Origin of the sequence: Pseudarthrobacter raffinosi, assembly GCF_023913735.1 — a bacterium.
Lineage (GTDB): Bacteria > Actinomycetota > Actinomycetes > Actinomycetales > Micrococcaceae > Arthrobacter > Arthrobacter raffinosi.
Map to the genome: position 1 here is coordinate 162,367 of NZ_JAMXBH010000003.1, position 23,122 is coordinate 185,488.

Sequence of the window (23,122 nt, forward strand, 5' to 3'; positions counted from 1 at the left end):
ATTGAGGTTTCGATTGTAAGCAGAGACCGCGGCAGCTTGCGGATCCGGGGGCTCAGGAGGGCGGAGTGTGACCGCACAAGGAGGGGGCTCCGGACTCTGGCGGGCCGGTTCTCAGGGTGCATAGACTGGCAGGACAATCGTGCGGGCCTGCCGCAGGTTGGCCCGTGCGGATCACCTAAATTCAAGGAAGAATCATGGCCCGCACAACCCAGAATTCAGGAAAAGTACAGCGCCGTACCGCCATTGGGTTCATTGCACTCATGGGGCTGTTGGCGCCTGTCCTCCCGGCCTCGGCGTCGCCGCCGGAAGACTCAGTCATTGTGCTCAAGGGCGCCACCTCCGCCGAGGGGATCGCCGCCGGCAAGGGAAGAACCTTCTACGCCGGAGACCTGGCACTTGGGGACATTTACCGCGGCGACATCCGTGAAGGCAAAGCGCGGTTATTCATAGACGTATCGGACTTTGATTCGCAGCCCAGGGCCGCCGTCGGGATGAAGGCCGATACCCGTAATAACCTGCTGTTCGTAGCGGGCGGCGGCACCGGCAAGGCCTTCGTGTACGACACCGAATCAGGCGAGCCTGTTGAGGATTTCACGCTCGCTCCTGGTTTCATCAACGACGTCGCCCTGACGCGGGACGGCGCCTGGTTCACGAACTCCGCCGCCGGCGAGCTCTACTTCCTCCCGGTGGGCAGGCACGGCGAGCTGGGCACTGTTGAGATCCTGCCGCTGTGCGGGCCGGCTGCCGAGCTGACTCCGGGCTTCGACCTCAACGGCATTGCCGCCGCCAAGGGCGGCCGGGTCCTGATCGTGGCTCATTCGAACAACAGGGCCCTCTACACCGTCGACCCGGAGACCGGCGATAGTGCCTTGATCGAGGGTGTGGATGTGCCGAATGTTGACGGCATCCTAGTCCGGGGCCATACCGTCTGGGCGGTGCAGAACTTCCTGAACCAGATCGTCCGGATTGACCTCTCCAATGATCTCTCCTCCGGCGAGATCGAGGATACCATCACCAGTCCCCACTTCGATGTTCCCACCACGGTTGCGCGGTTCGGGAACACCCTGGCTGCTGTGAATGCACAGTTCATGCGGCCGGCCAGCCCCCACGAAGTAGTGCTGGTGCCGGCCCGCGATTAGGCCGCTTACGTAGGGACGGTGCTGCCCCGCTTGAGCGGTGCGGGGCAGCACCGCTCGTGCGGGGCCGGGCAGCTTGTATGGGGCAGGGCAGCTGATGCCGCGTACTGTTGTTGCAAAGTACGACGGCGGGCGGCACCGTAGGTTCGACTCAGCCAGTCTGCGACTCCGCCAGTCAGCGACTCCGCCCGTCAGCGGTCGCCCAAGGTACCGCCGAGCGGTGGGATGGTGCCGTCGTCGTCCGGTTTCTTGACCTTGCGTTGGGCCGCGCTGCGGATCTCGCCCTCTGCCGAGCCGTCCGACTCGCCCTCAAGATCGACCATCCCGCCGGTCTGGTCGAACGGGTGCGTGTACCGGTTGTGCGCCGACGGCTCGCCCTTGGGGACGGATTCCCGCCAGGCGCCCGTGGCATGGCCCTCGTGTTCGATGAATTCCTTGAACTTCTTCAGGTCGTGCTCCGCCTGGCGGGCCACGACGTGGAGGAGGTCGCCCACCTTCTCCACCATGCCCTCCGGCTGGTACTCCAGGGTGAGGGAGAGCTCGGTCTTGTTGCCGCCGGCGTCGGAGAATTCCACAACGCCGGAGTTCGTGGCCCCTTCGGTGGACGCCCACTCGATCCTGCGGTCCGGGATCTGCTCCACGATGGTGGCTTCCCACTGACGGCGGACCCCGGCGATATGGGCCACCCACTTCAGGCGGTCCGCACTGAGCTGGGTCACGCTCTCCACGCCACCCATGAACTGCGGAAAATCCTCGAACTGGGTCCACTGGTTGTAGGCGGTGCTGACCGGCACGTCAACCACAATCCGCTTCTCGACTTTGCTGCTCACAACGTCTCCTTTGACTGGAACGGTCTGATGACAAACTGAATACAGTCAGTATGCTTACCTATCGCCGTTGTGGGCAAGGCGTCAGAGGCAAGGCTTCAGGGGCGGGGCGAGCCGGAGGGGAGGGAGACGGCGGTTAGTCGTCGTCCGTGTCGACGCCTTCGGCGGGTTCCTGGGAGTGCACTCGGATGTCGGTGGGGTCCGCCAACTCGTCCCCTTCGGCCGGAGCCTCGCTGTGGATGCGCTGCGCCACGACTGGTTTTTCCTTCATCTCAACCGCTCCTATGGTGTGTGAAATGTGCCTCAACCATCATTCAGCGCCTCCCGAAGCGGGGTGTCAAGAACCCTTCCAGAGCTTTGGCCGCGGCACGTGTTCTGTGCTGGACGCGCCCTCTTTGGCGACGACGGCGACGTCCGGAATGAGGGCACCGCCAAGTTCCTGCGGAACTACATGGAGGAATACGGCGCGTTCGTCCAGCGCGTGCTGGCAGCGAACGCCCCGGGCCACATCGGCGACCTCGAACCGGACCCGGAGAAGCTGTCCCGGTAACCAAGCGTGTCAGTCCAGGGGCAGGGTTACCGTCACGGTAGTGCCCTGCCCCGGCTTCGAACGGACGTCAATGGTGCCGCCGGCCTCGTGCACGGCCACCGACATCAGCCGCAGCCCGTACCCGTGGTGCCGGCCGCGCAAGGCGAGCTGGCTGTCAAAGCCCGTGCCGTCGTCGGACACTACAAGACGGATGCCGTGGTCAACGGCGGACAACTGGACGGTGAGCTCGGCGGCGTCGGAGTACTTGAAGGCGTTGCTCAGCGCTTCGCGGGCCGATTGGTAGAGGAGGAGCGCGCAGTCCGCCGGGATCTCGATGCCCCAGTGCGGAGTATCCCAGCGGACTGCTGTTCCTTGCTGACGGAGGGGTCCGGTCAGCCGGTCAATGCAACCGGCCAGCCCCAAGGTGTGGAAGTCGAGGGGGTGGTGATCAGTGATCAGTCCTCCCACCGCGACGACCTCGTCCAGAGCTGATTCCTTCCCCATGAATCTTCCTGCTTCCCCGCCGTTTTGTGGTGATGGATCCAGCGTGGACCGCCAACTGCATGGGTTGCCAAGGGTTAGCTCAAGATTGGATCAATTCTTCGGGGAAGATTCCGTGTTGTTTTACCGGTGTCGTCGCAAGGCCGGCAGCCGGCAACGTGAATCCGGTTTCGAGGGCTCTCCTGAGCAGTAGATTGCCGAACTCGGACGTTTTCCGTCCCTGCATCCGCGGGCCCGCGCTGAACACACCAATTCAACGGCCGTCATGGTCGCCAGCGCCTGGACGGTGGAGTCCAGCCGGGATGCCGCCAGGCTGGCGAAGCTGGCGTCCTCCTCGGCGTCGAGGGACAGGACCACTGCCTGCAGGCTCGCGGGCTGGGCGTTGGCGTGTACAAGCCCCGCGGCGGCTGCAGCGACGTATTCGAGCATCATGACGCCGGATTGGCCGGAATCGTCGGCTGCCAGGAACCGGTTGAGACCCGTGAACGCGGGGTCGCAGAGCAGGTCTATCCGGCGGAGGTTGGTGGCGCAGGCCGTCCCCAGGGCCACGTGCAGTGCGTCTATCCGTCTGGCAAGGGTTGTCATCTGGAAGAGGCCGTGATGGGCCACCCCGTTGGTCCCGTCGGTCTCAGAGCCGAAGACCATCGCCCGGGCCACCTCAGGGCTGAACGCTTCCGGATTGCCTGACATTGCGGTGAAGGACAGAGCACTCACCAGCGTGAGGTTGTCCATCAGGACGGCAAGTTTCTGATGGCCCAGCACAGCCTGGGCAACGGTGAGCGCGCTGGAACTGATAAATGGCAGGGCGTCCTCCGTGGCCCAGCCGTCGAGCGCCTCGGGGATGATGCCGCCGCCCATCGTTGGCCGCTCGCCCAGGAGTGTCAGTGCGGTCCCGGCCAAAGCCGCCAGGTCGGCCGTCCCGATCCCGCCGAATTCCCGCACCTCCCCAGCTCGACCACCGAAGGGGTCGGTTACCGGGTTTCGTTCATCGGGATGCGGACGCCGCGCTCTTTGGCGACGTCGAGTGCGCGGTCGTAGCCGGCGTCGGCGTGGCGGATGACGCCCATGCCGGGGTCGTTGGTGAGGAGGCGTTCGAGTTTCTGCGCGGCGAGGTCGGTGCCGTCGGCGACGGAGACCTGGCCGGCGTGGATGGAGCGGCCGATACCGACGCCGCCGCCGTGGTGGATCGAGACCCAGGTGGCGCCGGAGGCGGTGTTAAGCAGGGCGTTGAGCAGCGGCCAGTCCGCGATGGCGTCCGAACCGTCGGCCATGGCCTCGGTTTCCCGGTACGGCGAGGCGACGGAGCCCGAGTCCAGGTGGTCGCGGCCGATCACGATGGGCGCCTTGACCTTGCCGTCCTTGACGAGCTGGTTGAACAGCAGGCCGGCCTTGGCGCGGTCGCCGTAGCCGAGCCAGCAGATCCGGGCCGGCAGGCCCTCGAACTCGACCCGTTCCTGGGCCGCGTCGATCCAGCGGTGCAGGTGCTTGTTCTCGGGGAAGAGTTCCTTGATGGCCGCATCCGTGACCGCGATGTCCTCGGGGTCACCGGAGAGCGCGACCCAGCGGAACGGGCCCAGACCCTCGCAGAACAGCGGGCGGATGTAGGCCGGGACGAAGCCGGGGAATTCGAAGGCACGGGTGTAGCCGCCCTTGCGGGCCTCGTCGCGGATGGAGTTGCCATAGTCGAAGACCTCGGCACCGGCGTCCTGGAACTCCACCATGGCCTGGACGTGCCGGGCCATCGAGGCCTGGGCCTTCTTGGTGAAGCCCTCCGGGTCGGCGGCGGCCTCGGTATGCCATTCCAGGACCGTGATGCCTTCGGGCAGGTAGGACAGCGGGTCGTGGGCGGAGGTCTGGTCCGTGACGATGTCGACCGTGAGTTCGCCCGCACGGTGGCGGCGCAGGATCTCGGGGAAGACCTCGGCGGCGTTCCCGACATAGCCCACGGACCAGCCGCGGCGCTCCTCCTTGGCCGCCAGGACCTTGGCGATGGCGGTGTCGAGGTCGGTTTCGACCTCGTCGAGGTAGCGTTTGCCGGCGCGGCGGCGGAGGTGGCTTTCGTCGACGTCGACGATCAGGCAGGCGCCCTCGTTCAGGGTGACGGCGAGCGGCTGCGCGCCGCCCATGCCGCCGCAGCCGCCGGTGAGGGTCAGGGTGCCGGCGAGGGTGCCGTCCTCGTCTCCGGTGAGTTTGCGGGCGATCGCGGCGAAGGTCTCGAAGGTGCCCTGCAGGATGCCCTGGGTGCCGATGTAGATCCAGGACCCTGCGGTCATCTGGCCGTACATCATCAGGCCCTCGGCCTCGAGCCGGCGGAACTCGGGCCAGTTGGCCCAGTCGCCCACGAGGTTGGAGTTCGCCAGCAGCACCCGCGGCGCCCATTCGTTGGTCCGGAACACACCGACCGGCTTGCCGGACTGGACCAGCAGCGTCTCGTCGTTCTCCATGGTTTCGAGGGTGCGGGTGATCGCATCAAACGCCGCCCAGGACCGGACGGCACGGCCGGTCCCGCCGTAAACCACCAGATCATCCGGGCGCTCCGCGACCTCAGGGTCCAGGTTGTTCATCAGCATCCGCAGCGGGGCTTCGGTCTGCCAGCTCTTGGCGGTGAGCTCGGTGCCGCGGGCAGCTTTGACCGGGCGGGCACCGGTAGTGAAATCGGCGGGTGAAATAAGGGACTCCTTCAGGTGTGGTGCAGTACTAACCTTGGTGTTTACCTTGCGGCGGCGGCGGGGCGGTGGCCTGCCTTCGCCAGCTGGATTTGCTCGTATACGTGGTGGCGCAGTTCTGTGAAGCGGGGCAGGGACCGAGTGTTGAGCTGGTCGCGTTCGGCAGGGAGGTCGATGACCAGGTCCTCCTGGATGACCGTTGGTGAGGACGAGAGGATGATTACCCGTTCCCCGAGGTAGACGGATTCGTCGATGTCGTGGGTGACGAACAGGATGGTGACCCCGAGCTTTTTCCATACCGTCCGAATCAGATCTTCCAGGTCTGCGCGGGTCTGGGCGTCGACGGCGGCGAACGGCTCGTCCATGAGTAGGACTTCCGGCTGGTAGGCAACGGCGCGGGCGATGGCTACGCGTTGTTGCATGCCGCCGGAGAGCTGCCAGGGATAGGACATCGGAACGTGGGAAAGGCCCACAGCCTCGAGCGCTTCATCCACGAGCCTGTCGCGTTCAGCCTTCGGTATACGCTGGTTTTTCAGGGGCAGTTCGACGTTCTCACGCACCCGCATCCAAGGGAACAGGGAGCGGCCGTACTCCTGGAAGACCACGGCCATTTTCTTGGGCGGACCGGAAACCTGAACCCCGTCCAGCAGCACCTGCCCCTCGGTCGGAGCCATCAACCCCGAGATGCATTTGAGGAGCGTTGTCTTGCCGGACCCGGAGGGGCCCACCAGGCATGCAAGCTCTCCTGCGCGGAGATCGAAGGTCAGGTTCCGGACGGCTTCAATGGGTCCCCCGTCGGTTTGGTAGACCTTCTTCAGGCCGCGGACCGAGAGCATGGCGTCATTGTTCTGCAGTGTTCTGCCGGCCGGCGCAGGTTTGGTCACGTTGTTTTTGTCGGTGGTTTCAGACGGCATTTTCTACCTCTCGCAGGCCGTGGTACCAGCGCAGGATGCGGCGCTCGGTGAATTGGAAGATGAATGACATGGCCACTCCGATCAGACCCAGGATCACGATGCCGGACCACATTTCGGGGATGGCGAAGGAGCGCTGGAACTGAACGATGGTGAAGCCCAGCCCGGAGGAGGAGGCGAACATTTCGGAGATGACCATCAGGATCAGTCCGATGGACAGGCACTGGCGAACTCCAGCCATGATCTGCGGGCCTGCGCTGGGCAACACGAGGTGGCGGATTCGGGCGCGCCCGGTGATCCCGTAGGTGTGTGCGGAATCGGACAGTACCCCGTCGATGGCCCGTACGCCTTCGATGGTGTTCAGCAACACCGGCCAGATGCAGCCGGAGATGATGACCACCACTTTCATGGAGTCCGTGATGCCCATGAGCAGCATGAGCACGGGCACCAGGACCGGCGGTGGGATGGCCCGGAAGAACTCGAGGACCGGTTCCGTCAGGTCCCTCAGCCATTTCACTGAGCCGATCAGCAACCCCGCCACGATGCCGATGATGATGGCGGCGGTCACGCCGACGATGAGTCTACCGATGCTGGGCAGCACATCGGAGAGGATCCTGTCTCCGAACCAGGTCTCTGCAAAGGTGGCCAGGAGAGTGGCTGGGGTGGGGACGAAGAAGTTCGCCTCCCCGGCCGTGGCCACCGCCCAAAACAGGACCAGGATTGTAGGCAGGCCGACGGCGTAGCCGATACCTTTCAGAATTTTCATACGATCACTTCCGCGCGGACCGAGGAGTGCCAGGACAGGGTCTTGCGCTCCACGAAGCGCATGACGAGGTTGATCAGAACCCCGATGAGGCCGGTGGCCAGCACCAGGGCGTACATGCCTGCGATGGCGCCGCCGGATTGGGCTAGGGCAATTTCACGGCCCAGCCCTGGGGAGCCGATCACCAGTTCGGCAGTGATCGCCAGAATCAACGCGACCGACGCTGCCAGACGGACCCCAGTCATCAGGTAGGGCAGCGCTGTTGGAAAGACCACATGGCGGATCCTCGCAAACTGACCCAGCCCGTAGCTTTTGGCTGTATTCATGGCGACGTTATCCACATCGGCCACTCCGTATAAAACCTGGATGAAGATCTGCCAGAACGAGGCGTAGATGATGAGCATCAGTGATGACTCCATCTTGACGCCGAACAGCAGAACAGCCAGGGGGATCAGCGCCACCGAAGGGATGGGCCGGAGGAACTCCACTGTGGAGTTGGTGAAGCTGCGCAGGAAGGCGGAGGAACCAATGATGAAGCCCAACAGGGTCGCGGCAAGGACCGCAATGACCAAGCCGATGAGCCACGCGAGCATTGTTTCACCAACGGCTAGCCAGAACGCGGCCAAGCCGAAGTCACGGACCAAGGCCAGGATCACCTCCGACGCCGGCGGCAGGAACCGGGCGTCCACGATGCCGACTCTGGGAATCACTTCCCAGACCAGCAGAAACCCTATGATCCCGGCGATGCCCAGCAACTCCTTGGTCGGCCGTCGTCGGGCCGTCTTTGTGTTGTCCATTCTTCTTCCTGAAGGATCGGGTGCAGGAACTGACATGAGGTTTTTGTCGGGCTACTTGGCGATCAGTGCGTCGTAGTCCGGGTCCTTCTTCAGGACGTCATACTTCTTAGCGGCAGTGCCCAGCTTCGTGAGGGCGTCCATGTTGACATCCTTGTACCACTTGGACATCACGATACTTTCGGCGAGTTCCGGTGTGACTTTGGCGTAGTCCTGGATGATGGTGCGGACTTTGTCCTCGTTCTTCATGGCGAAATCAAACGACTTCTCCAGGGCCCGGCGGAAGCGCTCCACGAGTTCGGGGTTCTTTTCCAGGGTCTGCTTAGACGTGAAATAGAAGGCCGAGTCAAAGTTTTCGGCCATGTCCGTCATGGGGCTGGCAACTATTTTTCCGCCTGCTTGAAGGATCTGGGTGCGGAAGGGCTCGGTTGTCCACGCTGCATCCACATCTCCGCGTTCGAGGGCGGCCGGCATGTTCGGGTACGGCATCTCCACGAATTTCACGCCCTTGGGGTCCCCGCCTGCCTGTTCGATGGAGTTGCGGATGGTGATGTCGGCGAAGTTGTTCAGGGCATTGACTGCAACGGTTTTGCCCACCAGGTCGGCTGCGTTCCCGATGCCGCTGTCCGGCATGGCTGCCACCTCTGTCGTGTCGCTCCCGGGCTCGTTTGTTGACGTGGAGCCGTTGGACACCACTGTTATAGGGAGACCCTTGTCCTGGGCAACCAGCAGCGAGACGACGTTTGAGTATCCGAACTGGTAGTCCGCGGTCATCACTGCAGGGACGATGGCCGCGCCGCCCTGCGCCAGCTGGACGTCAAGCTCCAAGCCCTCCTCTTCGAAGTATCCCTCCTGCACGCCCAGGTAAACGGGGGCGACGTCGGTGATTGGAATCAAACCAACACTTACCTTTTCCAGGTTGCCGCCTGCCTTGTCACCCTGGGGCGTTGCGGCTGTTCCGGACGAGGACGGGCTGCCCGCACCGCACCCGGTCAAGGTAAGCATTCCGGCAAGTACTGCCGATGCCGCTGTGACAACAGCCCGCCGGCTGGGAGCGGATACGGGAAGGGATTTTGCTGACATGGGGATTCTCCAGGAGGTTCCGGACTCAGATAATTTCGAACAGTAAAATGTAACTGCCATCACATGAAACTACCCCGTGCTGCGGGATGGAGTCAATGGTTCTTGCGCACTAAACTGCCGTAGAGTGAAATGTGAGTTTCAGAGTTGCGCCGTCCCGCCCTTACTGCACGAATGAGGAACCATGACAGTTCGCCCGACCCAGGACCCTACGACCCGGGCCGCGGACCGAGCGCTGGGGTTGTTGCGCGCCGTGTGTGAAAACGATGGCGTAAAGCTCGTCGACGCCGCCAAGGCTGTCGACCTGTCCGCCAGCACAGCACTGCGCCTCCTTCGCACCCTTGAAGCCAACGGTTTCGCGGCGAAAACTGAGGACGGCCTTTACCGCCCCGGATTCCGGATGGTCCAGCTCGGGGTCCAGGCACTGAGCCATGAATCCCTCGTAGCCACGAGCCGCTCTGCGCTGCAGGTCCTCGTCGAGCAGACAGGCGAATCCGCATACTTAAGCGTCCCGGTAGGAAACAACGTGCACGGGTTGTATCTGGCGATCGAGGAGGGAACTCACACCGTGCGCCATATCAACTGGGTTGGCAGGACGTTCCCACTTCAAGGAAGCGCAGCTGGTGCGGTCTTACTGGGGCAAGTGGAGCCCGGAACGTTTACCGTTGTTGCCGACGGCGTGGAGGCGGATGTGACTGCCGTTGCAGCACCGGTCATGGTGGGCTCAAAAGTCGCTGCAGCCCTCAGCATTGTGGCGCCCAGCTATCGGACCACTGCGGAGGCTGCTCAGAAGCTGGGCGCCCTGATCGCCGGCGAGGCCACAAGGCTCTTTGCGACACCCCGCAGCGGGGCAGCCGTCCTGGCCTCACCGCAAGCTTCTTAGCCCTACTCGCAGTCCACTTCACCCGGCATCCGCGGCCTGTTGCCGACTGCCAGGAGTCTGAACGGGATTTTCCGCTACAGATGCTAATCCATTCCGGCTGATGGTGGGAATTAGCGAATCGGCGCCGCTACCTGCGACACAAGAAGGGGAACGGGTCAGCGCAGGCCCGCCGTCTACGACTGCTTGATGGAGTCCATCCACGGCTGCTGACGGAACAGCGCCTCCCGGGCTGGAACGCCTGAACATGCAAAAGGGGGACGTGATCTGTCCCCAGGCCTTGCCATTGAGTGGAAAGTGGATTTTACTTGGTGGCAGTTCGTACCAATCGGAGGTTCATGTGGAAACCGTCAACCAACTCCTCGATTCCATCAAGGACGTGGGGCGCGATGCGGTCCGCGGAGGCTATTCCCGGGCTGTCTACTCGACGGCGGAACTCGACCTGAGGTCCTGGTTCATCGAGCAGGCAGCGCAGCGTGGCCTGGACGTCGAGACCGACCGGAACGGCATCATCTGGGCGTGGTGGGGCAAGCCCCAGGATGGTGCCCTGATTACCGGCAGCCACCTCGACTCCGTCCCCGGCGGCGGGGCCTTCGACGGTCCCCTGGGGGTCGCGTCCGCGCTGGCCGCCGTCGATCTCCTCAAGGCCCGGGGCGTCCAGCCGCGCCGCTCCCTGGCCATTACCGCCTTCCCGGAAGAGGAGGGTTCCCGCTTTGGAGTTGCCTGCCTCGGATCCCGCCTCCTGACCGGAGCCATCGACGTCGACAAAGCGCGGAACCTGCGCGACGGCGACGGCAACACGTTCGCCGACGTCGCCCGCGCCAATGGCCTGGACCCGCGCCACATCGGGCCGGATCCGCAGGCGCTGGCACGGATCGGCGACTTCGTTGAACTGCATGTGGAACAGGGCAAGGGCCTCGGCGCGGGCGGCCCGGCCATCGCCGTCGGCAGTTCCATACTGGGCCACGGGCGCTGGAAGCTGAGCATCAGCGGCCAGGGCAACCACGCCGGGACCACCCCGATGGCGGACCGGGCGGATCCGATGGTGGCGGCCGCCCAGATCATCGTGGCCATCCGGCAGGCCGCCGCCCGCCAACCCGATGCGCGCGCCACGGTGGGGCGCCTGATCCCGGTGCCGGGCGGCACCAACGTCATCGCCTCCCGGGTGGATATGTGGCTGGATGCGCGCCACCCGGAGGACGCCGTCACGGCCCGGCTGATCGAAGCCATCCATGGGAGGGCCCAGCGGGTGTCAGCGGAGGAAGGCTGCACCGTGACCCTGACCGAGGAGTCCTACAGCGGGACGGTGCATTTTGATCCGGACCTGACCCGAAGCATCAGCGGGATGCTGCCGGACGCGCCCCTGCTAGCCACCGGGGCAGGTCACGACGCCGGTGTGCTGGCCGGGTTTGTGCCGTCCGCCATGCTGTTCGTCCGGAACCCCAGCGGAATTTCGCACTCGCCGGAGGAGCACGTCACGGACGAGGACGCCGGCGCGGGGGCTGCCGCCCTAGCCGACGTCCTGGCAGGCCTGCTGTGAAGCGGTACTGGTGCGAGCAGGCGATGGTCGACGTCGGTGCCGGTCCCACAGTTGCTGAACGGGTGGAGATCGAGGCCGAGGACGGCCGGGTCACCCGCATCACCCCCTCCGTTGACGCCTCGCCCGGCGCGCATCTCCTGCCCGGCGTAGTTTTCTCCGCCGCGGCCAACGCCCACTCGCACGCGTTCCACCGGATCCTGCGCGGCCGCACGCACCACAACCGCGGCGACTTCTGGGTCTGGCGGGAGCACATGTACCGCAGCGCAGCCGAGTTGACGCCCGAAGCCTACGAGCAGCTCGCGACAGCGGTCTTCACGGAGATGGTGGTGGCCGGCTTCAGCAGCGTGGCCGAGTTCCATTACGTTCACCACCAGCCCGGCGGCAAGCCGTACGCGGAACCGCATGCCATGGAGCTTGCCTTGGCCAGGGCTGCTGCTGCCGCCGGGATCCGGCTGACGCTCCTGGACACCCTGTACCTGGCCGGCGGCATTGGCATGCCGCTGAGCCCTGAACAGGCACGGTTCGGGGACCGGGACGTGCACGCATGGCTTGACCGGCTGGCTTCCCTTCGGACCCACATCGCAGGGACCTTCCCGCCGGACATGGTCAGTGTGGGGGCGGCGCTGCACTCCGTCCGCGGGGTACCGGAGGCGGACCTGGCCGTGGTGGCCGAACAGCTGCCGCACGACCTGCCGCTTCACATCCACCTGAGCGAGCAGCCCGCCGAGAACGCGGCGTGCCTGGCAGCGCATGGGCTCACGCCCACCGGACTCCTGGCCCGGCACGGCCTGCTCAGCGCGCGCCTGTCGGCAGTCCACTGCACCCACTTGACGGCTGAGGACATCGACTTGCTCGGAAACGCCGGGGCAACAGCTGTCATGTGTCCCACCACCGAGGCGGACCTGGCCGACGGCATCGGCCCCGCCCGGGTGCTGGCCGACGCCGGCGCCTCCATCGCGCTGGGGACTGACCAGCATGCCGTGATCGACCCATGGATCGAGATGCGGGCCCTGGAGTACGGGGAACGCCTGGACTCCGGGGAGCGCGGCCGGTTCTCGCCGGAGGAGCTGCTCCACGCCGCCACGCAGGGGGCAGTCCGCTCCATGGCCACGCCGGTGGCACCGGAGGCCTTGAGGGTTGGTGCTGTCTGCGATCTGGTGGCTGTGGCCGCCGGCTCGGCACGGACCGCGGGATCGAAACCGCAGCAGCTCCCGTTGAGCGCCACCGCCGCCGACGTCACGTCCGTGGTCATCAACGGGGAATTGGTGGCGTCCGACGGCGTGCATCACCGCCTGGGAGCGGCGGGGAACCTGCTGACGGCAGCCCTGAAGAACTTCTCCTGACCAGGGACTTTTAGCTGTTCTCCTCTAATGGTGCAGGGGCTCTGGTCACAACGTGGGGGTTCCGTTTGCCGCCGGCATCCCGGGCACCGGTGGGCGCCGACCGGCCCCGGCGGTCAGGCAGCGTTGGCCGCTGCGATCAGGAAAATGCCGGCCCACTGCACCATGCCCAGGGCTTCACCCAGGGCCAGGGCCCCGACCAATGCCGCGAAGACGGGGTTGATGCTCATCAGGACCCCGAACAGGCTGGTGGGGATACGGCGCAGGGTGATCACGTCCGCGACGTACGGGACCACGGACGCCAGTACGCCGGCGCCTGCTGCGCAGAGGATGGTGAAGGTGTCCGGCTGGTGGTTGATGAACGTCACCAGCCCCACGGGGAGGAAGAGAGCGGCCGACACGCCGGTTGCGGCAGCCGTCCCCTGGATGCCCGGGATCCGCTTGCCCACCGTCCTGTTCAGGAGAATGTAGGCGGCCCAGCTGCACGCGGCGACCAGTCCCATGCCGATGCCCGCGTAGTCCGTGGACGCCTCCGGCTGAGTGATGGCCACAACCCCGGCCGCGGCAAGGAGGGCACAGGCGGCGCTCGCCTTGGTCCGTGAACCGATCAGGGCGAGGGCCAGCGGACCCAGGAATTCGAGCGTGACCGCGAGGCCCAGCCCGATGCGCTCCACGGCCGCGTACAGGGAGAGGTTCATCGTCCCGAACACCAGTGCCAGCAGAAGAATGGGCCACCACTGGTGGCGGGTGAAGGAGAAGACGCGTGGCCGGACAAGGGGGAGCAGCACCGCCGCGGCAATGAACTGCCGCGCCGCGACGACGCCCACCGGGCCGATTGCGGGGAAGGCCAGTGAACCGCTGGCCGCACCCAGCTGGTTTGAGAGCGCGCTCGCCACGAGGATGGCGCCAGCCCGGCCTCGGCCGGCAGTTAATGTGTTGTCCATCCTTGGAGTGTGGGGCCGCAGCAGGTTCCTCCAAAATGCATAGACGGGCTCTCTTATGCGTCGAGCTCATGCACCGCACCACCAGGAGCATTGAGTTCACGGCCGCCGGCGACCGGACCGTCCGGCATGCGCGCCGTGTTCTCTCGATTCTGGAGGCCATCCAGCAGGAGGCGGCCGACGGCGGCGGCACGGTAAGGATCGGCTACGCCTGGTCCGCCCTGGGCAGGCACACCACGGAGTTCCAGCGCAGGTGGGCGGACGCGTTTCCCAACACGGAGCTGCGCCTCATCCGGACCAACACCCCAACGGCGGGACTGGCGGAAGGAACCAGCGACTTCGCCATCCTGCGGCGGGTCCCCGACACGGCGGCCACCAGCCTTGTGCTCATCGGGCTGGAGAGCCGCTTCTGCGCCATGGCAGCGGATGACGCCCTTGCCGGCAAGCGAAGCATCACCCTTGCAGAAGCCGCGGCCAAACCGATTGCACTGGACCGGCGCACCGGAAGTACCAGGCTGGACCTGTGGCCGGAAGGTCAGCAGCCGCAGCGCACTATCGCCACGGACGACGTCGACGATTGGCTGACGGTGATCGGCAGCGGCAAGGCGCGGGGCATCACTGCGGAATCAACGGCGCACCAGTACCGGCGCAAAGGAGTTGTCTACCGGCACGTGCGCGACGCCGCCCCAGTCCCCGTTTACGTCGCCTGGTCCAAGTCCGACCCGCCTGCGGGGACGCAGGGCGTCGTCGAGCTGCTCGCGGCCCTCTATTCCTGAGCCGCGCGTTTGCTTCCTGCCCCGGGCGTTGCGGGATCCGTTCGTTATCCCCGCAACGGTTCGGCGCCAATCGGGCCGCTGCTGGATCCTAATGCGCCCGGCAGCACCACAATTTAAGGACCAAACTCGGACCCAAAGGAGGGTGTGATGCGCAGTCCCGCCGCGTCAGCCGCGGTAATTCCCACAGCTATTCTGATGGCGCTGATGCTGGCGGGGTGCGGCCCGCAGCCAGGCCCGACGGCGAGTCCCAGCCCCACCGTCACGTCCGCGGCCACCGGAACCACCACTGCCGTGCCGACGGCGACAGTCTCGCCGAGCGCCACCGGCGCCGCGCCGGCGTCGGCCGCTTGGTCAAACTACACGACAGCGGACGGCCAACTGACGTTCGAACACCCGGCCGCGTGGAGCGTCCGGGACCCGGCCGGCGAACTGCCGGAGGGCGGCGGTGCCTTCGCCGAGGTGACCAACCAGGCCGGTAAGCCGCTCGCGACGCTCCGGACCAACATGGCCACCGGGTCCACGTGCCTGGAGCGGTTCCCGTACGAGGTGCTGGAGTCTGAAGAATTGCCGCTGCTGGCGCAGGGCGGCCCGGCGCCCTGGTTTGTTTTTGAGACCCGCGGCAACGATGCTGCGCCGGGTCCGGCCAACACGCCGGCCGCGGCCTACGGCATCGCGTGGGCGGCGCCCACGGGCGACTCGGCCTGCGCCATCTTCCACTTCTTCACGTGGCCGCCCACCGCTGCCATGTTCGGCGCGTTCTACAACCCCGAGAACAACGTGACGCCGGGGGCCGAGTCTCTGCCGTACCTGGAGCAGGCCAAGAAGTACGCGGCGACCCCGGAGTACCAGGACATCAAGCGGATGATCACCTCATTGCGGCCAGCGGATTAGGCGCCTGCGGGCTGGCTCAAGGTTCACACAAGATTTGTGCCGGCAGGCCAATTTCGACCTTTGCGCCCGCACGGATTCGGTAGATTGATCTCGGTTTCGGTCCCCCCACCGAAGCCCTGGAAGTCCCCGCGCTTGAGTTCAACTCGCGTGGGGGCTTCCAACCAGGGGGCCTGCAGCTGGGGCTGCCACGTCAGAGGTTGGTCATCCGTTCCCCGGCTTCGTTGTAACGGCCACCCTGAACCTGGATTTTGGCGGCCGCGTCCTCGATGTCAGCGAGTTCGTCCGCGGACAGGGTTACGTTGGCGGCGCCGAGGTTCTCGTCCAGCCGGTGCAGCTTCCGGGTGCCGGGGATCGGGACGATCCACGGTTTCTGCGCCAGCAGCCAGGCCAACGCAATCTGGGCCGGAGTGGCGCCCTTGCGCTCCGCGATCCCGGCCAGCAGGTCCACCACGGCACGGTTGTTCTCCCTGGCCGCGGGGGTGAAGCGGGGGATGGTGGCGCGGATGTCGTTGCCGGCCTCGAAGCTGGTTGAGGTGTCGATCGTCCCGGTGAGGAAGCCCTTGCCCAGCGGGCTGAAAGGCACAAATCCGATGCCCAGTTCCTCGCAGGCGGCCAGGACGTCCTCTTCGGGGCGCCGCCACCACAGCGAGTATTCGCTCTGGACGGCGGTCACGGGCTGGATGGCGTGGGCCCGGCGGATCGTGCCGGCGGCGGCCTCGGACATGCCGAAATACTTGACCTTGCCGGCGTCGATCAGTTCCTTGACGGCGCCCGCCACGTCCTCGATACGGACATCGGGGTCCACCCGGTGCTGGTAGTACAGGTCGATGGCGTCAACGCCGAGCCGCTGGAGCGACCCGTCCACCACGTGCTTGATGACGTCGGGACGGCTGGTGACCCTCCCGCTCGCCTTGCGTTGCGTAGGGTCGATGTCCCAGCCGAACTTGGTGGCAATCACCACCTCATCCCGGTGTGGGGCGAGGGCCTGGCCGACGAGTTCCTCGTTGGCGTGGGGGCCGTAGATCTCTGCCGTATCAAAGAAGGTGACGCCGCGGTCCACGGCCGCGCGGATCAGCGCGATCATTTCCTGCCGGTCGGGCCGGTCGCTGTAGCCGCCGCTCATGCTCATGCAGCCCAGCCCGATGGCGGAGACCTCCAGGCCGCTGGTGCCGAGGGTGCGCTTGTCCATATGTCATGCTCCTGGGGTCGAAGGGAGGGGCGGGTCGCACTTTCTGAGAAGTGGAGTTGCCCGTTCCAACAACGCTAACGGCACTTCGAGACCGGCGGGAGGGCCTGTCAGTACCACCCTTCCACATGGCCGGGGCCTGTGCGCGCTGACAGCCACTTCGGGTTTGGAAGGCCATACAGGGCCATGAACCGTGGAAACTTGGTCCGCAAACCGAAAAGCTGCCACTGCATTTGGGTTCCATTCCATATTTTGGGGGAGCCTGCCTCGATAGCATGAAGTGACCGGACAGAGCCGTCCGGCCAGATCGACGCAGAAGGAAGCCCATGGCAGCGGTTACGGTGGACGATATTCTCTCGGACCTCCCCCTGGGTTTCGCCAGCCTCATCCTCCGGCCTGCCCCGGCCAGCTCTGCGATCGAACGGTTCCTGATCGTGGATGCGGATGATGAAACGTACGACGGCGGCGCAGCCTTTGTCCTGCTGATCGGCGTCCGCGGCCGCTCGGCTTTGCCCACGCTGCGGCGGCTCCTGAAGAACCCTCCGCCGGTGGTCGCCGTCAAGGGAAGATGTGAAGAGCTCGCCGAAGCCGAAGAACTGCTCCGCGATGCCGGCACGGGCCTGCTCCTGGTGGATCCGGGGGCTGACTGGGACCGGCTACTGTCCATTGCCAAGGACCGCATCCAGCCGCGCAGCTACCAGAGCGAAGTGCTGACGCTGCTGGAAGAGGACCTGTTTGCCATCGCCCAGACCACGGCCAGGCTCACATCCAGCCACGTGGTCATCGAAGACGCCGCCAACAAGGTCCTGGCATACTCCACCGTTTCGAACGACATCGACGAGCTGCGCAAGGCCTCCATCCTGGCCCGGCGTGGTCCGCGTAAATACGAGCTGCTGCTGAAGGACCTGGGCGCCTACCGTGAACTGCACAGGACCCGGCTGCCGGTGCGGGTACCGGCCCGGCCCCAGGACGGGCTGCGGGAACGGGTGGCCGTCACACTGTTCGCCGGGGACCGGATCATGGGCTACATCTGGCTGCAGGAAACCGGGGACGGCTTCGGCCCCGACGTTGACTATGTGCTGAAAGGATCTGCTGCACGGGCCTCCGCCGAGCTGATCCGACACCGCAACCAGCAGTCCGTGCACATGCGCGAGGACCGCATTGTGCGGATCCTTTCAGGTTCGGCGGAAGCCGCTGCCAGTGCTTACAGCGAGAAGATCTCCGCTGAGCGCCCGGCCGCACTGATCCTGATAGGAATGCCCGATTCCGAAGCCCAAGCCGACGACGCAGCACTGAAGCACGGCGAACTCGCCAATCTGGCGTCCATCCACGCGGCCGCCTACAAGGCGTCCGCCGTCGTAGGCCAGTTCAAGGGCGACACTGCCGTCATTGTCCCTGGCCTGCAGTCAACCTCCGCGGAGCCCGGACTGCGGAGCCTGGCCGAGTCCATCGTCCGGGATGCCGGCAAGCACCTCGGCATCAGCCCGTTCGCAGCCGTGGGCCCGGTAGTCCCGGACCTGCTGTCCCTGCACACAACCACCCGGATCACCGAGGCCCTGTTGGGTTGCGTAGGCACGTCTCCGGACACATCTGTTGCCACCGTGGACGACTTCGAGGGAGAGATCCTCTTCCGCGAGGCGGTTCAGAATTTCACGTCCTCCACATTCCGCCACCGCAGCCTTTCCGCGCTACTGCGGCAGGACGCCGAACTCGCGGAGACCCTGCACGCATACTTCGAAGCCTCACTCGATGTCGCCGAGTGCGCCAGCAGGATGGGGCTGCACAAGAACACCGTCTACTACCGGATCAGCAAGGCATCCCGGGCGACCGGCCTGAGCTTCGGCAACCCCCGGGACTCGCTGGTGGCCCTGCTCCATATCCAGGAATGGGCCAGCACACACACAGAACAATTGGGCAGGAAATGACCACAGCACTCGAAGCACCGCCGTTGGACGCAATACTGGACGACATCGTCCGCGGACACAGGCCACAGCGGGAAACCGGTTCTGTCCCGGCCAACATCCCCCTCCTGGCAGCGGTACCCTTCGACAGGTTCGGGATCGCCGTCGCCACCACTTCCGGTGGGGTGTTCCGTTCCGGCGATGCCGACGTCCCCTTTTCCGTCCAGAGCATCTCCAAGGTGTTCACACTGGCAATGGCGCTTCGAGGCGACAGCTCAGGAACCCTGTGGTCCCGCGTGCTGCGCGAACCGTCCGGCACCTCGTTTAACTCCCTGGTTCAGCTGGAACTGGAGCACGGCATCCCGCGGAACCCTTTCATCAACGCCGGTGCCCTGGTGGTCACCGATCACCTGATGGAAGAAACGTCCGACGCCGCCACCCAGGTGTTGCGGTTCCTCACCGACCAGGCGGGCAGCGCAGGGCCCTTCATCGATGAGGCCGCGGCAGCCAGCGAGCTTTCCAGCAGCAGCCGCAACCTGGCGTTGGCGCATTTCCTGAAGGGCTTCGGCAACCTGAGGCAGGCCGCGGAATCAGTGGTGGAAAACTACGTCCGCCAATGCTCCATCATGATGACCTGCGTTGAACTCGCCAAAGCCGGACTCTTCCTCGCCCGCGACGGCCAGGGAGCGCTCGGAACAGTGGTGTCCCCCAGCGACGCGAAACGCATCGGCTCCATCATGCTGACATGCGGGATGTATGACGCTGCTGGCGAGTTCGCCTACCGCGTGGGCCTTCCCGGAAAAAGCGGTGTGGGCGGCGGGATCCTAGTCATCGTTCCAGGTGTTTGCGCCATTTGCGTCTGGAGCCCTCGGCTGGACGCCAAAGGAAACTCCCTGGCCGGCACCGCGGCTCTCGCCGACCTTTCCGAACGCACCGGCTGGTCCGTTTTCTAACCTGCTTTCTAACCCGCCGGGTGCACACCCCCACAGCTTCTTCCCAACCCAGCAGGATCTTCTCCGTATCGAAAGGATCAACCATGCCCATCAACCCCAATGACGAGGTTGTACTGCAACAGGCCGACGGCGGCCACGCTCACGCCTCTGAATCGGCGCTGCATGCCGAGGATAAGGGGTACCACAAGAACCTCAAGCCGCGGCAGATCCAGATGATCGCCATCGGCGGCGCGATCGGCACCGGCCTGTTCCTCGGCGCCGGCGGCCGCCTCAACGCCGCCGGCCCGTCACTGGTCATCGCCTACGCCGTCTGCGGCTTCTTCGCGTTCCTTATCCTGCGGGCGCTGGGCGAACTGGTCCTGCACCGCCCGTCGTCGGGCTCGTTCGTCTCCTACGCCCGCGAATTCTTCGGCGAGAAAGCCGCGTTCGTCTCCGGCTGGTTCTACTGGATCAACTGGGCCACCACCACCATCGTGGACATCACCGCCGCCGCACTCTACATGAACTTCTTCGGCAACTACATCCCCTGGATGGCCGAAGTACCGCAGTGGGCCTGGGCCCTCATCGCCCTGCTGGTGGTGCTCTGCCTGAACCTCGTCTCCGTAAAGGTGTTCGGCGAGATGGAATTCTGGTTCGCCCTGATCAAGGTCGCCGCACTGGTGGTCTTCCTCGTGGTGGGCACCTACTTCGTCATCTTCGGCACCCCCGTCGACGGCCAGCCCGTGGGCCTGAGCCTCCTCTCGGACAACGGCGGCGTCTTCCCCAACGGCCTGCTCCCCATGATCATCCTCATGCAGGGCGTCCTGTTCGCCTACGCCTCCATTGAACTCGTCGGCACCGCCGCCGGCGAGACCGAAAACCCCGAAAAGATCATGCCCAAAGCCATCAACTCCGTGGTCTTCCGGATCGCGGTCTTCTACGTCGGCTCCGTCATCCTCCTCGCCCTCCTGCTGCCCTACACCTCCTACGAAAAGGGCGTCAGCCCGTTCGTGACATTCTTCGGCTCCATCGGCATCCAGGGCGTGGACGTCATCATGAACCTCGTCGTCCTCACCGCCGCGCTCTCCTCCCTCAACGCCGGCCTATACTCCACCGGCCGCATACTCCGGTCCATGTCCGTGAACGGCTCCGCCCCGAAATTCGCGGGCCGCATGAACAAAGCCGGCGTCCCCTACGGCGGCATCGCCATCACCGCCGGCGTCTCCCTCCTCGGCGTCCCGCTGAACTACCTCGTACCCGCACAGGCCTTCGAAATCGTGCTGAACGTCGCCTCCGTCGGCATCGTCATGACCTGGGCAACCATTGTGCTCTGCCAGATCCAGCTCCAACGCTGGGCGAACAAAGGCTGGCTCAAACGCCCCTCCTTCCGGATGTTCGGCGCCCCGTACACCGGCTACCTCTCACTGCTCTTCCTCGCGGGCGTGCTGGTGATGGTGTTCATCGACTCACCCCTCACCATGCTCGTCACCGCCATCGCCTCCGCACTCATGGTGGCCGGCTGGTACGCCTGCCGCCAACGAATCCGTGAAATCGCCGAAACCCGCGAAGGCTTCACAGGCACCGCCCCCGTCATCGCCAACCCGCCCGCGGAGACCTTCAGATAAACCCCGCACCATCCACTACGAACGCCAAACCAGTCCAAACAGCCAAAGAAAGCCCATGACAACGGAAACCGAAGCAACCCTGACCGCATCCCACACCCTGCCCGCCGCCGTCGGGAATTCCGAGCAAGGCTCCCGGCAGGCACGCCATTCGGAGGAGCCCCACGCCGGCGCCGGCCAGGCACTGAAATCAGCCGGGCACCTGATTGTTGATTCGCTGGTGGCCCATGGTGTGGAGCGCACCTATGTGGTTCCCGGCGAGAGCTTCCTGGACGTCCTGGACGGCCTGCACAACTCGGATATTGAAACAATCGTCTGCCGGCACGAGGGCGGCGCCGCCTACATGGCCGAGGCCGACGGCAAGATGCACCAGCGCCCGGGCATAGCGATGGTGACCCGGGGGCCCGGCGCGGCCAACGCGCATGTGGGGCTGCACACCGCATGGCAGGACTCCACCCCCATGCTGCTGTTCGTCGGCCTGATCCCGTTCGCGCACCGGGACCGGGAGGCGTTTCAGGAGTTCGACATCAAGGCCTGGTTCGGTACGGGCGCGAAGCGCGTCATGGTCCTTGACCACGCGGAGCGGGCGTCCGAGATCGTGGCCGAGGCGATGTTTGCGGCCATGAGCGGGCGGCCTGGCCCTGTGGTGGTGGGCCTGCCGGAGGACATCATCCGGCAGCAGATTGACCCGGCGCTGCATCCCGCCATTCCGGTGGCGGCCGGGGGCATGAGCAGCTCCGACGCCGCCGCCCTGGAGGCTGCGCTGGCAGAGTCCAGCAAGCCGCTTTTTGTCACCGGCGGCAACGACTGGACGCAGGCAGCGGCGGACCAGCTGACGGGGTGGCTGGAACGGCACCATATTCCGGCAGCAGCTGAATGGCGGACGCAGGGAACGGTGTCCTTCGATTCCTCGTCCTACGTGGGCCCCATTGGCTACGGCCGGCCCCGCCCCACCTACGACCTCCTGGAGGAAACCGACCTGCTGGTGTTTGTGGGGACAGTGCCGGGCGACGTGATTACGGACGGGTTCGTCTGCCGGCAGGACTGGAACAAAAAGAACTTCCTGGTCACAGCCGACCCCTCACTCCGTGGCCGGTCGGGGCCCGTTTCACGGCAGATTCTGGCCAAGCCCGAGGCCTTTGTCCGCGACCTTGTGGGGATCGACCTGCCGGTGAAGGAAGAGTGGAAAGCGTGGACGGACCAGATGCGGGGCGAGCAGGAGCGGTTCGCCGCGCTACCGCCGGCGGCGCCGGCAGCGGGGCAGGCGAGGATGGACACTTTGATGGCGAACCTGGTGCCAAAGCTGCCCGAGGATTCACTGGTGACGTTCGGCGCGGGGGAGCACACCAACTGGGCCCACCGCTACTTCCCCACCCGCCGCTACGCCTCCATGATCAGCGCCCGCAACGGCTCCATGGGCTACTCCGTCCCCTCGGCCATCGCCGCTTCGCTGGCCGAACCCAGACGCCGAGTGGTCACCATCGCCGGGGACGGCGAGTTCCTCATGAACGGCCAGGAACTGGCAACCGCGGCCCAGTACGGGGCCACGCCGCTGGTGATCGTTATGGACAACCAGGAATACGGCACCATCCGCACCCACCAGGAGCGTCACTATCCCTCGCGCGTCTCCGGAACCCAGCTGAAGAATCCGGACTTCGGCCTGATGGCCCGGGCCTTCGGCGGTTTCGGGATCACTGTCACCGAGGACTGTGACGTTCCGGCCGCACTGGAGGCCGCCTTGGCGGCCATCGACGAGGACGGTGTCTTCGCCCTCATCCATCTCATCGTGGAACAGCGCGTTAAGGCCTACTGAGCCCCAGTAATCCTCACAGAACAGCGGACGACGGCGGGACTGCTCAGTACGATCCTTACGCCTTGCCCGAAGTCAGGCATCTGCTCACCCGCC

21 protein-coding genes and 1 pseudogene are annotated in these 23,122 nt (G+C 65.4%); 11 read left to right on the forward strand and 11 right to left on the reverse strand.

The genetic code is table 11. From position 1 onward, the window contains the following. Positions 1-194: 194 nt before the first annotated feature. Positions 195-1,139, forward strand: a complete 945-nt coding sequence (locus NG698_RS04060) for an SMP-30/gluconolactonase/LRE family protein (RefSeq protein ID WP_252598965.1) — start codon at positions 195-197, stop codon at positions 1,137-1,139. Between the two features lie 188 nt (positions 1,140-1,327). On the opposite strand, the gene NG698_RS04065 is transcribed toward NG698_RS04060, so the two are convergent. Beyond that, the gene (locus tag NG698_RS04065; RefSeq protein WP_252608175.1) at positions 1,328-1,966 is read right to left on the reverse strand and encodes an SRPBCC family protein; all 639 of its coding nucleotides are present in this window, start codon (positions 1,964-1,966) and stop codon (positions 1,328-1,330) included. Between the two features lie 133 nt (positions 1,967-2,099). Further along, on the reverse strand, positions 2,100-2,234 hold the full coding sequence (locus NG698_RS21620) for a hypothetical protein (RefSeq protein ID WP_256470778.1): 135 nt from the start codon (positions 2,232-2,234) through the stop codon (positions 2,100-2,102). A gap of 123 nt (positions 2,235-2,357) precedes the next feature. Between NG698_RS21620 and NG698_RS04070 the strand changes: the two are divergent. Next, positions 2,358-2,513, forward strand: a pseudogene (locus tag NG698_RS04070) (ACP phosphodiesterase); the annotation flags it as partial. Between the two features lie 9 nt (positions 2,514-2,522). On the opposite strand, the gene NG698_RS04075 reads toward NG698_RS04070, so the two are convergent. The 7 genes from NG698_RS04075 to NG698_RS04105 all read right to left on the reverse strand — a co-directional run bounded on the left by NG698_RS04075 (position 2,523) and on the right by NG698_RS04105 (position 9,210). Next, positions 2,523-2,996 (reverse strand): sensor histidine kinase, encoded by a 474-nt coding sequence (locus tag NG698_RS04075; protein WP_252598961.1) that lies wholly within the window; start codon positions 2,994-2,996, stop codon positions 2,523-2,525. Between the two features lie 120 nt (positions 2,997-3,116). Further along, positions 3,117-3,935, reverse strand: coding sequence for an aromatic amino acid lyase (locus tag NG698_RS04080; protein ID WP_252608177.1), 819 nt, complete (start codon positions 3,933-3,935; stop codon positions 3,117-3,119). 29 nt (positions 3,936-3,964) lie between these two features. After that, complete coding sequence (gene hutU, locus NG698_RS04085; protein WP_252608298.1) at positions 3,965-5,662, reverse strand: urocanate hydratase; 1,698 nt, start codon at positions 5,660-5,662, stop codon at positions 3,965-3,967. 41 nt (positions 5,663-5,703) lie between these two features. Further along, positions 5,704-6,573 carry an ABC transporter ATP-binding protein gene (locus tag NG698_RS04090; protein ID WP_374210076.1) on the reverse strand — a complete coding sequence of 290 codons (870 nt, stop codon included), beginning with the start codon at positions 6,571-6,573 and terminating at the stop codon, positions 5,704-5,706. Then, positions 6,563-7,336 (reverse strand): ABC transporter permease, encoded by a 774-nt coding sequence (locus tag NG698_RS04095; protein ID WP_252608178.1) that lies wholly within the window; start codon positions 7,334-7,336, stop codon positions 6,563-6,565. Before NG698_RS04095 ends, NG698_RS04090 begins: the two co-directional genes overlap by 11 nt. After that, positions 7,333-8,130 carry an ABC transporter permease gene (locus tag NG698_RS04100; RefSeq protein ID WP_252608181.1) on the reverse strand — a complete coding sequence of 266 codons (798 nt, stop codon included), beginning with the start codon at positions 8,128-8,130 and terminating at the stop codon, positions 7,333-7,335. Before NG698_RS04100 ends, NG698_RS04095 begins: the two co-directional genes overlap by 4 nt. A 51-nt stretch (positions 8,131-8,181) precedes the next feature. After that, positions 8,182-9,210 (reverse strand): ABC transporter substrate-binding protein, encoded by a 1,029-nt coding sequence (locus NG698_RS04105; protein ID WP_252608183.1) that lies wholly within the window; start codon positions 9,208-9,210, stop codon positions 8,182-8,184. 181 nt (positions 9,211-9,391) lie between these two features. On the opposite strand from NG698_RS04105, the gene NG698_RS04110 reads away from it, so the two are divergent. The 3 genes from NG698_RS04110 (at position 9,392) to NG698_RS04120 (ending at position 12,970) form a co-directional block, all read left to right on the forward strand. Beyond that, positions 9,392-10,090, forward strand: a complete 699-nt coding sequence (locus NG698_RS04110) for an IclR family transcriptional regulator (RefSeq protein ID WP_252608185.1) — start codon at positions 9,392-9,394, stop codon at positions 10,088-10,090. A 337-nt stretch (positions 10,091-10,427) separates the two neighbouring features. Then, positions 10,428-11,627 carry an allantoate amidohydrolase gene (locus NG698_RS04115; RefSeq protein ID WP_252608187.1) on the forward strand — a complete coding sequence of 400 codons (1,200 nt, stop codon included), beginning with the start codon at positions 10,428-10,430 and terminating at the stop codon, positions 11,625-11,627. Continuing rightward, positions 11,624-12,970 (forward strand): formimidoylglutamate deiminase, encoded by a 1,347-nt coding sequence (locus NG698_RS04120; RefSeq protein WP_252608189.1) that lies wholly within the window; start codon positions 11,624-11,626, stop codon positions 12,968-12,970. Before NG698_RS04115 ends, NG698_RS04120 begins: the two co-directional genes overlap by 4 nt. Positions 12,971-13,083: 113 nt before the next feature. On the opposite strand, the gene NG698_RS04125 is transcribed toward NG698_RS04120, so the two are convergent. Then, the gene (locus NG698_RS04125; protein ID WP_252608191.1) at positions 13,084-13,911 is read right to left on the reverse strand and encodes an EamA family transporter; all 828 of its coding nucleotides are present in this window, start codon (positions 13,909-13,911) and stop codon (positions 13,084-13,086) included. A 35-nt stretch (positions 13,912-13,946) separates the two neighbouring features. Between NG698_RS04125 and NG698_RS04130 the strand changes: the two genes are divergently transcribed. Together NG698_RS04130 and NG698_RS04135 are read left to right on the forward strand one after the other, a co-directional pair. After that, complete coding sequence (locus NG698_RS04130) at positions 13,947-14,684, forward strand: LysR substrate-binding domain-containing protein (protein ID WP_252608193.1); 738 nt, start codon at positions 13,947-13,949, stop codon at positions 14,682-14,684. 147 nt (positions 14,685-14,831) lie between these two features. Next, positions 14,832-15,575: a hypothetical protein gene (locus NG698_RS04135; protein WP_252608195.1), complete on the forward strand. Its 744-nt coding sequence runs from the start codon at positions 14,832-14,834 to the stop codon at positions 15,573-15,575. Positions 15,576-15,765: 190 nt separating this feature from the next. Here the strand turns inward: NG698_RS04135 and NG698_RS04140 are convergent, their stop codons facing one another. Continuing rightward, positions 15,766-16,764 (reverse strand): aldo/keto reductase, encoded by a 999-nt coding sequence (locus tag NG698_RS04140; protein ID WP_252608196.1) that lies wholly within the window; start codon positions 16,762-16,764, stop codon positions 15,766-15,768. Positions 16,765-17,087: 323 nt separating this feature from the next. Between NG698_RS04140 and NG698_RS04145 the strand changes: the two genes are divergently transcribed. From NG698_RS04145 to NG698_RS04160, 4 genes are all read left to right on the forward strand, one after another. Next, a complete protein-coding gene (locus tag NG698_RS04145; RefSeq protein WP_252608198.1) occupies positions 17,088-18,686 on the forward strand; it encodes a PucR family transcriptional regulator in 1,599 nt (532 codons plus the stop codon). Beyond that, the gene (locus NG698_RS04150) at positions 18,683-19,615 is read left to right on the forward strand and encodes a glutaminase (RefSeq protein WP_252608200.1); all 933 of its coding nucleotides are present in this window, start codon (positions 18,683-18,685) and stop codon (positions 19,613-19,615) included. Before NG698_RS04145 ends, NG698_RS04150 begins: the two co-directional genes overlap by 4 nt. An 83-nt stretch (positions 19,616-19,698) precedes the next feature. Next, on the forward strand, positions 19,699-21,219 hold the full coding sequence (locus NG698_RS04155) for an amino acid permease (protein WP_252608202.1): 1,521 nt from the start codon (positions 19,699-19,701) through the stop codon (positions 21,217-21,219). Positions 21,220-21,274: 55 nt separating this feature from the next. Beyond that, the gene (locus tag NG698_RS04160; protein WP_252608204.1) at positions 21,275-23,029 is read left to right on the forward strand and encodes a thiamine pyrophosphate-dependent enzyme; all 1,755 of its coding nucleotides are present in this window, start codon (positions 21,275-21,277) and stop codon (positions 23,027-23,029) included. Positions 23,030-23,122: the final 93 nt, after the last annotated feature.

Bases quoted from the DNA above. Each gene is read 5' to 3' on its own strand.
- NG698_RS04060 (WP_252598965.1), top strand. From the start codon at position 195: ATGGCCCGCACAACCCAGAATTCAGGAAAAGTACAGCGCCGTACCGCC.
- NG698_RS21620 (WP_256470778.1), bottom strand. From the start codon at position 2,234: ATGAAGGAAAAACCAGTCGTGGCGCAGCGCATCCACAGCGAGGCTCCG.
- NG698_RS04075 (WP_252598961.1), bottom strand. From the start codon at position 2,996: ATGGGGAAGGAATCAGCTCTGGACGAGGTCGTCGCGGTGGGAGGACTG.
- NG698_RS04090 (WP_374210076.1), bottom strand. From the start codon at position 6,573: ATGCCGTCTGAAACCACCGACAAAAACAACGTGACCAAACCTGCGCCG.
- NG698_RS04095 (WP_252608178.1), bottom strand. From the start codon at position 7,336: ATGAAAATTCTGAAAGGTATCGGCTACGCCGTCGGCCTGCCTACAATC.
- NG698_RS04100 (WP_252608181.1), bottom strand. From the start codon at position 8,130: ATGGACAACACAAAGACGGCCCGACGACGGCCGACCAAGGAGTTGCTG.
- NG698_RS04105 (WP_252608183.1), bottom strand. From the start codon at position 9,210: ATGTCAGCAAAATCCCTTCCCGTATCCGCTCCCAGCCGGCGGGCTGTT.
- NG698_RS04110 (WP_252608185.1), top strand. From the start codon at position 9,392: ATGACAGTTCGCCCGACCCAGGACCCTACGACCCGGGCCGCGGACCGA.
- NG698_RS04125 (WP_252608191.1), bottom strand. From the start codon at position 13,911: ATGGACAACACATTAACTGCCGGCCGAGGCCGGGCTGGCGCCATCCTC.
- NG698_RS04130 (WP_252608193.1), top strand. From the start codon at position 13,947: ATGCATAGACGGGCTCTCTTATGCGTCGAGCTCATGCACCGCACCACC.
- NG698_RS04135 (WP_252608195.1), top strand. From the start codon at position 14,832: ATGCGCAGTCCCGCCGCGTCAGCCGCGGTAATTCCCACAGCTATTCTG.
- NG698_RS04140 (WP_252608196.1), bottom strand. From the start codon at position 16,764: ATGGACAAGCGCACCCTCGGCACCAGCGGCCTGGAGGTCTCCGCCATC.
- NG698_RS04145 (WP_252608198.1), top strand. From the start codon at position 17,088: ATGGCAGCGGTTACGGTGGACGATATTCTCTCGGACCTCCCCCTGGGT.
- NG698_RS04150 (WP_252608200.1), top strand. From the start codon at position 18,683: ATGACCACAGCACTCGAAGCACCGCCGTTGGACGCAATACTGGACGAC.
- NG698_RS04155 (WP_252608202.1), top strand. From the start codon at position 19,699: ATGCCCATCAACCCCAATGACGAGGTTGTACTGCAACAGGCCGACGGC.
- NG698_RS04160 (WP_252608204.1), top strand. From the start codon at position 21,275: ATGACAACGGAAACCGAAGCAACCCTGACCGCATCCCACACCCTGCCC.